Below are 15,116 nucleotides of genomic sequence, written 5' to 3' on the forward strand. Positions count from 1 at the left end.
CCCGCCCAACGCACTGCTCTCACCGTACAACGACGCGGGGTCTGTATTGGACAGCATTCCCTTGCGCCTGACGGCGACGCGGGGTCTGTCGGCTGCTGTGACCGTTAGCCAATGGTGAAGAGAGAGTCCAGAGAGTGAGGAAACTCACACAAATCTGAAGCGCTAGGTCGCCGGTTCGAGTCCGGCCAGTCCCGTCTACACTAATATTGATTGACAAATTAAATGACATCTTGACAAAATATTTGGCAATCAACAGTTATAAAGGTTTAAAGCATCTAACTTCTCAGCTTGTAGTTAAACATAAATTACAAGCTTTTTACCCAGTTGTTACCCAATTGACTCAAGCTTAACTGGATAATTGGGTAACTGACCATCAACTCTGTTACATTGATTCACTAATCAATCATCACAACACTGTCATCCTGTCAAATACACATTTCATGAAGTGGAGAAACTAGAATCACACATCTAACCTTGTATCTTGACAAGACTTGTACAAATCTTGTACCAATGAAATAGACAACGGTACAAAACTGGTACAAGGGAAAAGCTAGAACATAGACAATTTAAGAGGTTAAAGCATAAAGCCCGTGGTGAGAATTGAACTCACGACCTCACCCTTACCAAGGGTGTGCTCTACCACTGAGCCACACGGGCGGAAGTTATAATTTTGAGGTGGGCCGAGCTGGATTTGAACCAGCGTAGGCGTAGCCAGCGGATTTACAGTCCGCCCCCATTAACCACTCGGGCATCGACCCATTTATTCTACAATAAATAAATGTAGCAGCATTGATCATAAAAAGCAAGGGATTTCCAAAAAAAGTTGAGCGTTTAGTTGGGATTTTCAGAAGACGGCGATCGCTTGCCAGAGATAGATCGAGGTGGTGGGGAAGGTTTCTGAGGATTTTTAGAGCGTTTAGCCGAGGGTGAAGTCGGCGAAGATCCAGAATGTCGTCGGGTCGGGCGACTGGGAAAATCACTTTCATCGTAAATCTCACCGACCAACTCCTCCAAAATATCTTCTAACGTCACCAAACCAACAGTACCCCCATACTCATCAACAACAATCGTCATGTGAAGGCGCTGCTGTAACATTTCCTTGAGCAGATCACCGACTCGTTTAGTTTCTGGAACATAAACAGGTGGACTCATGGCTTCTGCGACCCCTAGAGCCCGATTAAGATCCGGCGATCGCAAGATTTGCAACGCTCGCTTGAGATGAACAATCCCAACAATTTCATCTTTTGATTCTCCCTGAACCGGAATCCTCGAATATCCCGTCTCCAGACACAAATCAATCACTTCCTGTATTGTTGCCTGATGGGAAATGGTTCGCATCTCAATCCGAGGCTTAACCACTTCTCGCGCCATCAAATAATCCATCATCAACGCCTTATTCAGCAATTGATGTTTTTGCCAATCGAGTTGACCCCGACCTCCCAAAATCTCAATCATCAGGCGCAATTCCTGAACCGATAAACTCGGTTGACTCGCACCTCGGTTAAATAGACGAATCACCCGTTGAGCAATCGCTTCAAACAAATAAATCACCGGAGCGAGTACAATCGAAAGCCAAAAAATGGGACGAACAATGACTTTAAAATAGGCTAACGCATTGCTCATCGCCAGAGATTTTGGTGTAATTTCGCCAAAAATCAGCAACAGAAACGTCACCACCGCAGTCGCAACGCCTAAACCCGCATTTCCTAACCACAACGCAAACAAATTACTGGTGAGAATCGCCGAGAAATTATTGACCAGATTATTCCCGACTAACAACGTGGTAATAAATCTGGCTCGATTCTCTAAAACCAGGGTATACATCCCCGTCGGATCACCCTGCTCTTTAATCAAAACCCGTAGTTTCAGATTATCTAAAGCAGTCATCGCTGTTTCTGAACCGGAGAAGAAGGCTGAAAGTGCTAGCATCAAAGCCAGCACCACAGCATCGACCCAAACATTTCCCAGCAGAGGCGTGGCTTCAGAAGCGGCAAGAAGGTATTCAGAAGTGGATGCTGCAATCACAACGGGGTAGGCTATAGATAACTGTTTTGATTTTAGGACATCATGGAAAAAGCAGACTATTAATCAAACAATTCCCCCGTTTCTTGCAGCGAGTGTAAACGTTGATAAATTCCTTGTTGGTTCAACAATTCCTCGTGAGTTCCCACTTCAACGATTTTACCTTGGTCTAACACCACAATTTTGTCGGCTTCTCGAATGGTACTCAGACGGTGAGCAATAATAATCGTGGTTCGAGTCCCCAAAATATTGTGCATCGCCAACTGAATCGCCCGTTCTGACTCATAATCGAGGCTAGATGTCGCTTCATCAAACACTAACACATCAGGATTCACTAACAACGCTCGTGCAATTCCTAAACGTTGTTTTTGACCCCCAGATAAACGTACACCTCGTTCCCCGACAATGGTATAGTAACCTCCCCGAAGATGAGCGATAAATTCATCGGCCCTCGCAATCCGACAAGCTTCTTCGACTTCCTCAAAAGTGGCTAGACGATTCCCATAAGTGAGGTTTTCTAACAGCGTTCCATTAAAGACATCGACATCTTGATGCACAATCCCTAATCGTTGACGATATCCGCTAACATTTAATTTCCGAATATCTTCACCATCGATTAAAATTTGACCTTCATTGGCTTCAAAATACCGAAAGAGTAACTTCACTAACGTTGATTTTCCTGAACCCGAACGTCCGACTAACGCCACAGTTTGATAGGGTTCGATCAGCAAGTTAATATCACGCAATACAGGTTTTTCCGGACTGTAACCAAAAGTCAAATGAGACAATTCTACCTTTCCGGTAAACTGATATTTTGGTGTAGATTCATTGTCTTTTGGATTGGTACTGAGAACAACACCATCTTGACCTTCTGGGAGTTGCAGAAATTCGTGAAAACGAACCATCGAAGCATAACGACGGGCAAAAACTTCGGCCAGATAACTGATTGGCGTCAGTTCCGAATAAGCCATACTTGCCAAAGTGTAAGCCGTGACAAAATAACCCAGAGAAATTTTTCCGCCCACTGTTGCGGCCAACAAAAACCCTAAAACCGCAAATAAACAACATTGAATAATTGTGGTTTGATAAGTTCCGAGTTTGACATAGCCTTTATGGATGCGATAAATCACCATAAATAGTTCTCGCTCTAAACGAGTGCTTTGTCGTTTTAGTTCTTGGGCTTCTGTGGCAAAAGCTTTCACTGTTTTAATATTGGTAATTACCTCGGAGTTGCGGCTTTCGGTGTTTTCTTGATAACTATCGAGAACTTCTTCTAAATCCGTTAGACGTTTTAGGGTTTTTAAAGTCAAGCCTAAAATGAAGATAAAAGAAGTTAAAAACAGTAATGCAATTTGCCACTGAATGATCCACAGAACAATAAAAATCCCCAAAATTCTGACCAACTTGGGAATCAGTTGACCTGCAATTTCCGGATAAGTCCAGGTATGATTTGCAATCCCTTTTGCTACACGACTGGCAACTCGTCCAGGGTTATTTTCATCGTAAAATTCTAGGGGAAGTGTTAATATTTTACGGATAGCATTGCGATGATGATCTCGCCGTGCTTTTAACGGAATCACCCAATGATACCAAAGTCCTAACCAGGGTTGAATAGGAGCTTTAACTACTGTTACCCCAAAAATTAGGCTCAGGAGTACAATTAAACAGAGTTGAGTGTTAACTGGATTTCCTGTCAAATTGGCGATCGCACTAACAACACCCTGCATCAGACGATCAAGAGGTTGATCGGATAAAACGTTTAAAATTTGACCAATTGCATAGGGAACCACCAAATCTACCAATTCAAACAGAGAGTCAGCCCCAATACTCAAAATCGACAACGGTAAATATTGCCGATAATAGTTGCAGATGTCCCGAAAGGTAGCCATAAGTCCGGTGTAAATGCACTCTACGACAACATAATACAATATACTACATTTTTTCAAAAAAATAAAGATGCGTTGTGCGATCGCATCTTGGCTTCAGAGGTGAGTGATCCTCTCTGTTGCAACATATTCAAAATTTTGTGATTTTAGAAGGAATAGGCGGTTTGAAGCGCCCAAGCGACTAGAAAACCAATTCCTCCCAAGACAACGATAGAAGAAACCAATACCACAACAGGGCTATCGGCTCCTTTAAACTTCATGATTCCACGATTTAAGTCAGACATCGATATTTTTACCCAACTCTATCCTTAATTTAGCAAATTGTTGCGGTAGCTGATCCGGCTCGAAAGTTAAATCATTTTGTAGTTTTTAATTTTCTTGATAGACTGAGGTCTAAAAATTGTCCAGTTTGTTCTCGGTGCGACGTCTCTTTGTGATCAAATTCTCAACTCCTGTTTCCCGAAGTCAGAGTCGAGATGATCACAAGTGAATATCATGTTGAGCGATCAAAATAATTTGATCATCTTCTTTAAAAGTATAATCATTAGGATTGACACAAGATCCTCCATTTCCTTGATCAACAGCAATTAAAATCGCATTGTGAACTTGTTTAAGATGAATAAATAAGTCTAAAAAAGATCGACCGATCCATTCTAGTTTTAATGGAATCCGATAAAAATGATTACCGCCTTGATAACTCAAAAGTTCTCCAAAAACTTCCATTAATCCATGATTGAGAGCAACTTGGGCGAGTAAAAAAGCACTATGTTCTTGACTAACCACATAAGCATTTACATTCCCCAATGCAAGATGAGAAGCATATTCACGATTAATCAGTTCAGCACAAGTATAAACATTAGGATTGAGTTTCTCAGCAGTTAAAGCCGCTAAAATCGTGCGGGCATCTGCATCTTGTTCACTGCGTCCATGACTTTTATCTGAAAGAATAATACAAGTATTGGCTCGTCTAACACCTGCTTTTTCTAAAACTGTTACTTTGGTAAAGTCATCATTGAGAAACCGCACAATTGATCTTAAGTCTGGATCAATAATTGTATGTTCATTATCAACAAATGCAATCACAACTACAGGTATATCTTTATTTTTCCCAGAGGCTTTATATTCTCTAACAATAATTTCAGCCTGACGATTCCACCCACAAATAATCGTATGATCACTTAATTGATCGAGTTCCATAAGTGTATTTTCATTGCGAAGTTTTTCAACCATAAATGCTGAGACAGTCCCCGTAAAAACAACAAATAGAGTCATGTGCATCAACATCAAACCCACTGTCATTATTCGTCCACCTAAAGACTTGATTGGGCTGACAATAGGTTCACCGGAAAAGAGAGAATAAATACTATACCAGAGCGATTCTTCTAAGCTTTCAATTCCTGAATTATTTCCTCGCTCAAAACCTAACATAATCATACTCCCGAATAAGACAGTTAGAAACAACAGTTCAAAAATCAGAAAGTATTCTGGAGTACGCCGTTTGAGGTTTAACGGTAACATATTCGTATAGTGAATGATCAGGCTAAATAATCGCAAAGCCCGCAATAACCTTAAAAGTTGAACAATTGAAGGTATTCCAAAAACTTGTAAGAGGGGTAAAATAGCAATCAGATCGAGCCAATAGTTTCGGAAAAAACGCGGTTTATAAGAAGCTGCAATCCATCGTAATCCTAACTCAATCGCAAAAATTGCAGTGATAAATTGTTGAATCGTTTCTATTCTTCCGGTTAACGGAAAAGCATTGGGTTGAGATAATCCAATCAGAGTTAATCCTACCGAAAAAGTGATTAATGTAGCGAGAATAAAATCAACAATAGATTTTCGGAAAAAACGATTTAATTTTGCTTTAAAGTTGTGTAATTTAGATTGAAATTTAGATTGAAATTTTTGTTTAATATTTTGTAAAAAGGGCTGCAAGTACCTAAATTGCTTCACGTTCTCTTTCCCCCTAAAAAATACTGATACTCTCTACATTATCTCTATCAATAGTAAATGATCAAAGTAAGATGAATTATAAATTAATGACCTGAAACTCGTGGGGAATAAATTTCACAAATTATGAGAGAGCAATGATCAATTATGACAATTGGATAATGGGAAGACAAAAGAGAACTCTGTACTCACCTCAATCAATCTCGCGCTTGATAATTCTACATTCATATTATCCCCGTAGAAGCTTTAACTCCCGATCCTTCTACGGGGAGTCTCCACAAAACTCTGAGAATATAACCTAGAGCCTTGTTCAAGTCGAGTTAATTATCCAAACTGTCTAGACTCAAAGGAACGAGATCCCCATTACTCGTAAGTCCTAATAACATCGGTTCCTGGGGGTGAATAATTTTGCCCGTGAGGACACAACGTTCCTCCTGTTGTGCGGTCGCCGATAAACTAGCTCGAATCTCCTCTGGCGAAAATTGAGGTCGATACTCACCCGATTTTTGCTGCACATAATTCCATAGAATATCTCGAATCAACGCCTGATAACCTTGGTTTTTAGCCAGATCTTTTAATCTCTCCTTGAGTTCCCGCTCTAAACGGATGCTGGTTACTTCCATGTCAGTTGTTGAAGTCCGAGGTAAGGTATACATGATTTTTCCTCCGAAAAGGTAGACAGTGCTGTAATACTTAGTGTAGTATAAATAAAGTCAGATTCAAAATAGCTGCAATGGAGGTATAACCTTCTGGTGAGATTATCCCCCTCCCGATTAACTGCTCTTTTTGCTCCCAACCTCTTTGGCAGTGGGAGAACTCTTTTGCAAAGCATTTCCCAGGCGATACGCCTAACGGCACGCTCCGCGATCGCAACGAAAGAGAGTTATGATCATTGTGGCGATGGAGTCCATCGAGATCTTTTAAAATGGGTGAATCATTCTTTAAATCTAGGAAACCTGCTCATTAAAGCAGAATCCAATCAACATAAACCCAGCGGGAGGTACGCAGACGAGAATGCCGTACCACAATAAAACAAAAAGCAAAAATTGTTGCTACCCCCGCTTAACGAACTCTCTAGGCGGGGGTTTGTAGTTTAAAGTTATAAACATCAATATCAATCATCATGGAGGAAAGCCGTGACCAGCACTACTGATGTATTAAGGCAATCTGTCGTGGTATTTTCAAAAAATTATTTACCGATGAGCCGGATCGATATAAAACGGGCGATCGCACTGTTAGTGACTGGTAAAGCGGAACCTCTAGATGCCACAAAAACAGACTCCGGTTGGTTTGTTCGTTCTCCAAGTATTGTACTGCACGTCCCCGAACACATCCGTTTGACGATGACAGGCAATGAACGACTCTGGAAAGTTCCACCCGTTAACCGTCGAGAAATTCTGCGTCGAGATCATCATAAATGTCAATATTGCGGAAGTAGCAAACGTTTAACCATTGATCACATTCTTCCCCGTTCTAAGGGTGGAACTCATACCTGGGATAATGTAGCGGCAGCCTGTGAACGATGTAACTCGCTCAAAGGCGATCGCACCCCAGAAGAAGCGAAAATGCCACTCCGTACTCCTGCTAAGGCCCCCTTACATCCAGTGGTTGCCTTTGCTGAACAGTTCTGGCGTGATCATCAAGATTTTGAATAACTATCGTCGTTTGTTAGGCTCTATCTGTCCGTTTTTACAAAGCGCATAACCAACAAATGATGAGCTATATGTAGAAACAGGCAGTGAGAGGGGACGAAATTACCAATGCTAAAGTTAACCTACACTGAAACCGCTTTTCATCTAGAATATTTGACTCAATCTCCAGAACAGCTTGTCTCGCTGCGAGTCAAGTTAGCCATGCGAGTTGGTGACAGCATTCTGGTTGAACCCAGTTCTGCTGCATTCCTCCTTCCCCGTCATTTGCCGATGTTGCCCTTGTTAGAGGATACTTTATCGCAACACAACTCAGATGCGATCGCTGTATGTATCGCAGATAGTGAGTCTGTGGAAGTGAGTTTGACTGGAACTTGGATCACCACTGATTTAGATGCAGACGAAGAAAATGGAATATTCATCACGGTTTTAGGAGAGTATACCGAATATTTGCTGTTTAGATTGTGGAAAGAAGCCTACACGGGTGCATCCGTGATGAAAGAAGCTGGAGAATAAACCAGTAAACAGTTAGGTCGGATCGGGTTTGATCTCTGAAAAAAATCCGCCCTAACTTTCTTGAGTGAACTGCTATTCCTTCTGGTTTCTAAGTACCCGGACATCAATAAATCAAGCTGTCTAAACAATTGTAAATCTTATAAGTAACCATGCAGAATTATTGACACTTTGTTACCCTTACTAAACAAGCCTGCTTGCAAGCCGCTACATATAGGAATAATTCATTGTACCTACCTACTTAAGCTGTTGTACATTTAAACTGTATTATTGAGATCGGCATCAGGTAAGGAGTGTAAGGTTTCTGGGATTGGCGGTCGTGTAATTTAGATGCGTAACAGCTGATTAAAATGTTTGACGTAGGTACAAGCTCCTCCCTTTTTAATGGCTAGACGGATCAAGAGAAGTGTCGTATTTTGTTCTCTTGCAATGGCTCTGCTGTTGAATGGGAATCTGAATAACAAACTCTGTTCCAAATCCTTTCTGAGAGTAGCACTCTAACTGACCTCCATGTTTTTCGACTACAATTTGATAACTAATGGATAGTCCTAAACCCGTTCCTTTACCAATGGGTTTGGTGGTAAAAAAGGGATCGAACAGTTTATGACGAATATATTCAGGTATTCCAGAGCCGTTATCCGCAATTCGGATCGCCACATAACTTGAGTTAATCACTTCTGTTTGAATCTTGATCGTTGGTTTAGGGGAAATTGGCTCGGCTTCGTTCTTCTTTTCGTTTAGAGCGTCAATTGCATTGGACAAAATATTCATAAAAACCTGATTCATTTGACCTGCATAACACTCAACAAAAGGAAGATCACTATATTTTTTTACGACCTCAATTCCCACCTGTCCAGCTTGCTCCTTTAAGCGATTTTGCAAGATTAAAAGCGTGCTATCAAGTCCCTGATGCAAATCAACTCTCTTAAACTCTGCTTCATCCAATCGAGAAAAATTCCGTAACGAAATGACAATTTGATGAATTCGATCTGCTCCAATTTTTATTGAATTGAGAAGTTTCGGGAAATCTTATTCGATAAATTCAAGCTCAATATCTTTTATTTTTTTTTGAATAATTTGTGGCTTCATCGGACAATATTCTTCATATAAACTTATCAAATATAATAAATCATTGGTGTATTCAATCGCCGGAGTAATATTACTAGAAACAAAAGTTACAGGATTATTAATTTCATGGGCAATTCCCGCCAGCATTTGACCCAAACTTGACATTTTTTCGTTTTGAATGAGTTGGGCTTGAGTTTGTTGTAACTTTTGTAATGTAATTTCGAGCTGTTGAGTTTTAGCTTTTGCTTGCATCGCCGTTGCTTGAGTTTGAGCGTAAAGTTGAGCTTGATTAATGGCAATCGCCAGTTGCTCAGTGACCGCTTTTAGCAATTCAATTTCATTCTCGTTCCAACGATAGCTATTTTGATGTCGAACGCAAATCAGAATACCAATTTGATCAAGTTGAATTGGGATTGGAATGGGTAAAAATGAGAGAGAACTGAACTGCGTTAACAATTTATAGATCTCGGAAGCCGAGACTTGAGGAGTCCCATTAGTAGTCTGATGTTCTTCGAGTTGCAAAAACTGCATTGTCAAACTTCTGACCTGTTCTACCGAATAACGACCTTTCCAGCTTGGAAGTGAGAAGTTTTTAGCTTCATAAATGACTTCCCAAGATTTGGATAGAGTTATATCTTCTGGAAAAACTAAGTCCGAGTCCCCTTTCCATTGGGGTTGATAACTCAACAAAGATTTAGAACCATACGAGATCAAGTAACAGCGATCAAGATTTAACAAGTTTTGAACCTGCTCGACTGCGGTTTGAAGAATAATATCGAGATCTAAAGAGTTACGAATCTGACTAGCGATGCGATTAATTAACTCTTTCTGTTGAGCCAGTTGACGGAATTTAGCCTCTGAAATTTGTAGGGCTTCTTGGGTTTCAATTTCATCCGTAACATCCTGAATTAGCGACAAAGTAGAAATCAGTTTACCCGACTCATCAAATAAAGCCGAATTATACCAATCGCAATAAACAATTGAGCCATCTTTTCTATAATTACAGTTGCGGCTGGAGTTACGGGGTTGAGTTCTATTAAGAAGCGAAGCCATGACATGGGCGACCCTTTTTACGTCTTCTGATGCAATAAAATTCCACTGATTTGGATGTAAACCGATAACTTCTTCGACTTTCCATCCGAAGATCATTTCAGCTTGTAGTGACCATCGTTGCACTTGAAAATTACTATTCCATTCAATCACCGCTAAAGGTGTATTTTCAATATGAAAACTAAGTTGTTGATGGGCGCGTTCAAGAGCTTGATTAATCTGTTCGAGTTCCTTGGGTGTTTTTAAAGCTAAGGCTTCGGGAACCAAAGGAATCATGGCTGCGACGGTTACAACAGAAATAAAAGCCGTAATTGCTTTTAAGGTTCCCGATATCCAGTAGAGGGGATACCAGAGGGTAACAATTGCCATTAAATGAGTCAAGCCACAAGCAATAATAAATGCCGCAAACAAAAGGAAAATATTGATATAGGGTAAATTTTTTCGCCGACGAACAAAATCTAATAGGATTATGGGAATGGAGAAATAAGCTATAAATATTAAGGCATCGCTGAGGACGTGTAATCCAACTAATTGAGATTGCCAAAGATAACAGTGACCATGAGGGATAAATGAAAGTGTTGCTAAAATTATTGGTAGAATTGTCATTCTCAACCTTTTAAAAAACGACTACTAAGTTAATTTATTTACGGCTACCCTGGTAATAATTTATACAGCCACTCTGGGAGGCTTCTTCTAATTGTTGAAAAGTAGATTGCTTGGAAAGGGAAAAATTTTGAAAGGCATCTTAGATACCAAACTTTACATATTCTAACCTAGAAATCTCCATCGAACCAGATTATCAAAAAATTATTGGGTTAAATATAAATCAAGTTTTTTTAAAGAGCTAATTTACCGTGGGGTGAACTTCAGCTACCGATATAGCGCTACGCGCTAGGCAAGAGCTCATGTGGCAACAGTGGACTGTCAAAGGGTTCTAGGACTTAGGAATGTCCTAACCTAATTTTGTACTGCTATATAACTCCATCCGGAATAAGTAGGCATAACTTAGTCCTCTTGAAAAATCCAGCTTAACACTTGATTTTTTTATGTCCACTGTGTTAATGAGTAATACCAAATCCGGTTTATACGAAGTCTGGTTCTCAAATCCCACTTAAAAAGAGGATCGGGCAATCATCCAATCTTGCACTTTTGCAAAAGGGTTTTATGGAAAAGCTTAAAAAAGCAATTTGAGAAAAGAATTTGGTATGAGAAGGATTTAAAGTGCTACTTTAATAAGCGGATTTGGTATAACGATGTAAAACCCATCTATTAATAGCTTGAGAATACAATGCCATCATTGCCATTATTTTATCCCTTGACATGAATGATTGTGATCGAATAACAAATACATCAGGGATTAATAATTTAATTCCGCCAATTTTTACAAAAATTTTAGAAGATCAGTCTCCAGACATTCGATCTTTTAAATCAACAATTCCTCTAATTGATGTTGGTTCCAAAGGGACTGATACAATCCTTTTTGTTGTACCAGTTGATCGTGATTTCCTTCTTGAACAATTCGCCCTTGATCCATCACTAAAATACGATTGGCTTTAGCTGCGGCTGACATTTGATGTGAAATAAATACAACTGTTTTTCGCTGTTTTCCTGTGGTTAAATTCTGCAAAATTTCGGTTGCAGTTTGATTATCTACGCTCGACAGTGCATCATCTAATATTAACACTGGAGCATCAACTAATAACGCCCGAGCCAAAGCTGTTCGTTGTCGTTGTCCACCGGAAAGGGTAATTCCTCGTTCTCCGACAATGGTGTCATACTGTTGGGGAAAATTAAGAATTTCTCCATAAATTTGAGCCGTTTTCGCTGCGAATTCAATTTCAGAAGCATCTGCTAGAGGATTCCCATAGCGAATATTTTCTCGTATCGTTGTACTAAACAAAAAGCTTTCTTGGGGAACATAAGCAATCGCATTTCGCAACTCTAATAGTCGTAACTGGGTAATATCTTGACCATCGAGAAAAATGCAATCAATCTCAATATCCAATAACCGGGGTAAAGCGTTGGCCAGGGTTGATTTTCCGGAACCAATTGGCCCCACAATTGCGACCATTTCACCGGGTTTTATGGTAAAGTTAACCCGATCTAAAGCCGGGGTTTTATCTCCTGGATAAGAGTAGCTTAAATCACGAGCCGTCAACCAACCTTTAACGGGAGTTGATAACGGAATCGGATCAAGATGATCATGGATTTTAGGTTTAACACTCACAATGGCTTCAACGCGATCAATACTAACTTCTCCCCGTTGATAAGCCGTAATTGTAAATCCGAGTAATGCTGTCGGAAAAACCAATCGTTCAACATAAAGAACTAAGGCGACAAAATCCCCAACATTTAACTCTCCTTGAGCAATTGATTTATCTCCAACTGCAAGAAGAATTAATAAACTTAAACTCGCCAATCCTCCCAAAATAGGAAAGAGAATATTACGAGTTCTCGCTAAACTTAAGTTTGCGGAAAACAATTCTTGATTGTATCGTTCAAACGCTCGCTGTTCGTTTTCTTCTTGAGCGTAGATTTTAATCAAAGAAATCCCGCTCATATCCTCTTGAATTAAATCACTGATATTGGATAACTTCTCCTGAACGTGCATCTGCTCATCTCGCATCCTATCACTAAAAACCTGCACTAAAATCAACATCACAGGATAAACAGAGATTGATAAAAGTGTGAGTTTAACATTGATCGTTAACATCACAGGTAGCGTTAAAGCATAAGCAAATACAGTATTTGCCAAGCTTAAAATTGCAAACCCTAACAAGCGACGAATATTATCAACATCACTGGTTGCTCTATTAATTAAATCCCCAATTCGACTATTAGAAAAATAAGACGGTTCTAGGGTTAACAGATGTTCAAAAATATTTTGTTTGAGGTCAAACTCAACCTGTCTTCCCACCCCAAAAAGGAGGATACGAGAAGCCATCCGAATCACCCACATTACAGAAGCTAGTCCCAAAATTAAGAAAACTAGACCGATAATTGGACTTAAATCATTCGCACTTTCTAAGTCATTAATACCATTGCGAATTAAGAGCGGAATATAAACCCCTAATGCGTTAACAACCAATAGAGAAAAAATTCCGAGTAGCGCTTGTTTCCAATGCGGTCGAATGTAACTTGCTAGTTTTTGCAGTCTTGAGTAAGCCATGTCAACCCGTTAAATAATCATCCTTGATTCAAGGATATAAATCTACTGTTCAGTTATCCTTTTACCATCTCTAACAATTGTACAAACATTTACAGATCTTGACAAAAGACTTACTCAGCACTGTGAGTTGAACGTTCTGGAAAAAGCTGACAAGAGCGAGAAGTGGGTTGATTGACTTCTAACAAACGAGAGGTTAAAAATCGATCCATCCAGCCTTCTAAATAAGCATGGTTGGCTTGCTGTTGTTGAGGTTCGGTGCTATCGAGTGGATAGGGTGCTAACCCCCGAATTGCGGCTGTTGTCACACAATACATCGACTTTTGAAAACTCTGACAAATTTGCACCCGTAAGTCATCTTCTCCCCGACAACTCCTGCGATAAATCTCGTGTAAATAGTTGGGTAAATAGTGAATCATATCTTGCATTAACTGTGTGGGTGGAATTCCTGAACCGCCAATCGGAAGTGGATCGGCGTATAATGCACCGTAGGTAAATTCTTTTTGTTCTGTGGGAATTTGATGCACTTGAGCGTTATAAGAAACCGCACCTTGAAACGGTGTTCCTCGGAAGAAAATCGCTTCTACATAAGGAACGGCAGTATCCATTAAAAAGGTTAATCCGACTGATTCGGGGATAATCTCATAAATGCGATTGGCTTGGCCACTGCGCGGAGCGCAATCGCGAAGTTTTACACTGTAAGTAATTGGCTTACTGGCATCAGCAACTAAACCCTTTAAAATATGCTCAACAACTTGGGGAATCGATTGAATTTCTCCGCGATCATAACGATCAGAAAGTTCGATAAACATATCACTCATCACTCGCCAAAATTGACCTAACGCACTGTAATAACACAGTTGACGAATGTGTTCTGTGAGAAAATCAGGAAAGAGTTTATTGAGTCCTAAAATTAACAGATTATTCTTAAATCTCCCTTGAATAGCTTGGTTTGCACGCTGTTGAAATTCGGGAGAATCTAAGTAAGCATCTAGCCCACCGCCCCCATGCCACAGCATCGCTTTCATGCAATATTCTGCATATTCGTAGTTAATCCGATCATGTCCCCAATGTTGTAGCAATTTTGACAGCGTAAATTCTCCATTGAAATATTTAAAAAAGGGAAAGAATACCAAGAATTGATGGTTGGCAATGTAAATTAGATTACGAGAGTACGCATCTAAAACCACACCATAACTTTTAAGAATACCAACAACTTCGACTACATTTTCCGGGTAGTCAGACAGAAGGGCATCACCTGTTTGCAGTCGTTGGATGTATTCTTCGAGGGGATGTGAAATAGGTTGAGATGTGGTACTGGTCATAAGCTGGTTTTCCGTTGTTTGTTCGTTGTTAATTGTTTGTCGTTATGATGACAAGCTTTTAGAGGGCTGAACCTCAAAACTTTTGAATCCAGTCCTCTATTTTAATATTTTAAATTGATTGGTTTGGGAAGCCTTAGCAACCGTCGCCGAAAGACTCACTAAAGCCGTTGTTGTACTTTCACTTAAGTTAATCATCAAACTCGGTTGAATCCCCAAAATTGTGATAATAATTGCCAAAGCAATAGCAGGAATTCGATCGCGCCATTGAACTGGCGGTAAATTCACCACCCAATCAGATAAACGTCCAAAAAACACCCGGTTAATCAGAATTAGGAAATACACGGAAGTTAAACCCGTTCCAATCATGCACAATAAAGTTTGTACTGGAAAAACGGCAATACTACCGCGAAACACAATAAATTCAGAAATAAATCCAACTAAACCCGGAATTCCTGAACTCGCCATTACTGCTAATATCATTAAACTG

Annotated in this window: 11 protein-coding genes, 2 tRNA genes and 1 pseudogene; 2 read left to right on the forward strand and 12 right to left on the reverse strand. The window is 40.0% G+C overall.

Annotated features, from left to right (window positions below):
- Positions 1-585: 585 nt before the first annotated feature.
- The 7 genes from M595_RS25270 to M595_RS25300 all read right to left on the reverse strand — a co-directional run bounded on the left by M595_RS25270 (position 586) and on the right by M595_RS25300 (position 6,514).
- Positions 586-657, reverse strand: a tRNA-Thr gene (locus tag M595_RS25270).
- Positions 658-676: 19 nt separating this feature from the next.
- Positions 677-758 (reverse strand) — tRNA-Tyr (locus tag M595_RS25275).
- Between the two features lie 73 nt (positions 759-831).
- The gene (locus M595_RS25280) at positions 832-2,025 is read right to left on the reverse strand and encodes a hemolysin family protein (RefSeq protein ID WP_023069417.1); all 1,194 of its coding nucleotides are present in this window, start codon (positions 2,023-2,025) and stop codon (positions 832-834) included.
- Positions 2,026-2,084: 59 nt separating this feature from the next.
- A complete protein-coding gene (locus tag M595_RS25285) occupies positions 2,085-3,911 on the reverse strand; it encodes an ABC transporter ATP-binding protein (RefSeq protein WP_040484659.1) in 1,827 nt (608 codons plus the stop codon).
- Between the two features lie 143 nt (positions 3,912-4,054).
- Positions 4,055-4,192 carry a hypothetical protein gene (locus tag M595_RS31955; protein WP_040484660.1) on the reverse strand — a complete coding sequence of 46 codons (138 nt, stop codon included), beginning with the start codon at positions 4,190-4,192 and terminating at the stop codon, positions 4,055-4,057.
- A 196-nt stretch (positions 4,193-4,388) separates the two neighbouring features.
- The gene (locus M595_RS25295) at positions 4,389-5,861 is read right to left on the reverse strand and encodes an ion transporter (protein ID WP_040484661.1); all 1,473 of its coding nucleotides are present in this window, start codon (positions 5,859-5,861) and stop codon (positions 4,389-4,391) included.
- Positions 5,862-6,178: 317 nt separating this feature from the next.
- Positions 6,179-6,514, reverse strand: a complete 336-nt coding sequence (locus M595_RS25300; protein WP_023069416.1) for a ribbon-helix-helix domain-containing protein — start codon at positions 6,512-6,514, stop codon at positions 6,179-6,181.
- A gap of 480 nt (positions 6,515-6,994) precedes the next feature.
- On the opposite strand from M595_RS25300, the gene M595_RS25305 reads away from it, so the two are divergent.
- Positions 6,995-7,513 carry an HNH endonuclease gene (locus tag M595_RS25305; protein ID WP_040484662.1) on the forward strand — a complete coding sequence of 173 codons (519 nt, stop codon included), beginning with the start codon at positions 6,995-6,997 and terminating at the stop codon, positions 7,511-7,513.
- 105 nt (positions 7,514-7,618) lie between these two features.
- Complete coding sequence (locus tag M595_RS25310) at positions 7,619-8,023, forward strand: alr0857 family protein (protein ID WP_023069408.1); 405 nt, start codon at positions 7,619-7,621, stop codon at positions 8,021-8,023.
- A 378-nt stretch (positions 8,024-8,401) separates the two neighbouring features.
- On the opposite strand, the gene M595_RS32565 is transcribed toward M595_RS25310, so the two are convergent.
- From M595_RS32565 to M595_RS25335, 5 genes and pseudogenes are all read right to left on the reverse strand, one after another.
- Positions 8,402-8,965, reverse strand: a complete 564-nt coding sequence (locus M595_RS32565; RefSeq protein WP_023069414.1) for a sensor histidine kinase — start codon at positions 8,963-8,965, stop codon at positions 8,402-8,404.
- A gap of 84 nt (positions 8,966-9,049) precedes the next feature.
- Entirely contained in the window at positions 9,050-10,744 is a 1,695-nt protein-coding gene (locus M595_RS25320) for a PAS domain S-box protein (protein WP_023069413.1), read from the reverse strand.
- An 817-nt stretch (positions 10,745-11,561) separates the two neighbouring features.
- Positions 11,562-13,307, reverse strand: coding sequence for an ABC transporter ATP-binding protein (locus M595_RS25325; RefSeq protein WP_023069410.1), 1,746 nt, complete (start codon positions 13,305-13,307; stop codon positions 11,562-11,564).
- Between the two features lie 110 nt (positions 13,308-13,417).
- On the reverse strand, positions 13,418-14,629 hold the full coding sequence (locus M595_RS25330; RefSeq protein ID WP_023069419.1) for a CO2 hydration protein CupB: 1,212 nt from the start codon (positions 14,627-14,629) through the stop codon (positions 13,418-13,420).
- 96 nt (positions 14,630-14,725) lie between these two features.
- A pseudogene (locus M595_RS25335) lies at positions 14,726-15,116 on the reverse strand (NAD(P)H-quinone oxidoreductase subunit D4); the annotation flags it as partial.

It is taken from the genome of Lyngbya aestuarii BL J (assembly GCF_000478195.2).
Classification (GTDB): domain Bacteria; phylum Cyanobacteriota; class Cyanobacteriia; order Cyanobacteriales; family Microcoleaceae; genus Capilliphycus; species Capilliphycus aestuarii.

What these genes read in the sequence shown, in the direction of transcription:
- M595_RS25330 (WP_023069419.1), bottom strand. Translation starts at nt 14,629, where the DNA reads ATGACCAGTACCACATCTCAACCTATTTCACATCCCCTCGAAGAATAC.
- M595_RS25300 (WP_023069416.1), bottom strand. Translation starts at nt 6,514, where the DNA reads ATGTATACCTTACCTCGGACTTCAACAACTGACATGGAAGTAACCAGC.
- M595_RS31955 (WP_040484660.1), bottom strand. Translation starts at nt 4,192, where the DNA reads ATGTCTGACTTAAATCGTGGAATCATGAAGTTTAAAGGAGCCGATAGC.
- M595_RS25285 (WP_040484659.1), bottom strand. Translation starts at nt 3,911, where the DNA reads ATGGCTACCTTTCGGGACATCTGCAACTATTATCGGCAATATTTACCG.
- M595_RS25320 (WP_023069413.1), bottom strand. Translation starts at nt 10,744, where the DNA reads ATGACAATTCTACCAATAATTTTAGCAACACTTTCATTTATCCCTCAT.
- M595_RS25310 (WP_023069408.1), top strand. Translation starts at nt 7,619, where the DNA reads ATGCTAAAGTTAACCTACACTGAAACCGCTTTTCATCTAGAATATTTG.
- M595_RS25325 (WP_023069410.1), bottom strand. Translation starts at nt 13,307, where the DNA reads ATGGCTTACTCAAGACTGCAAAAACTAGCAAGTTACATTCGACCGCAT.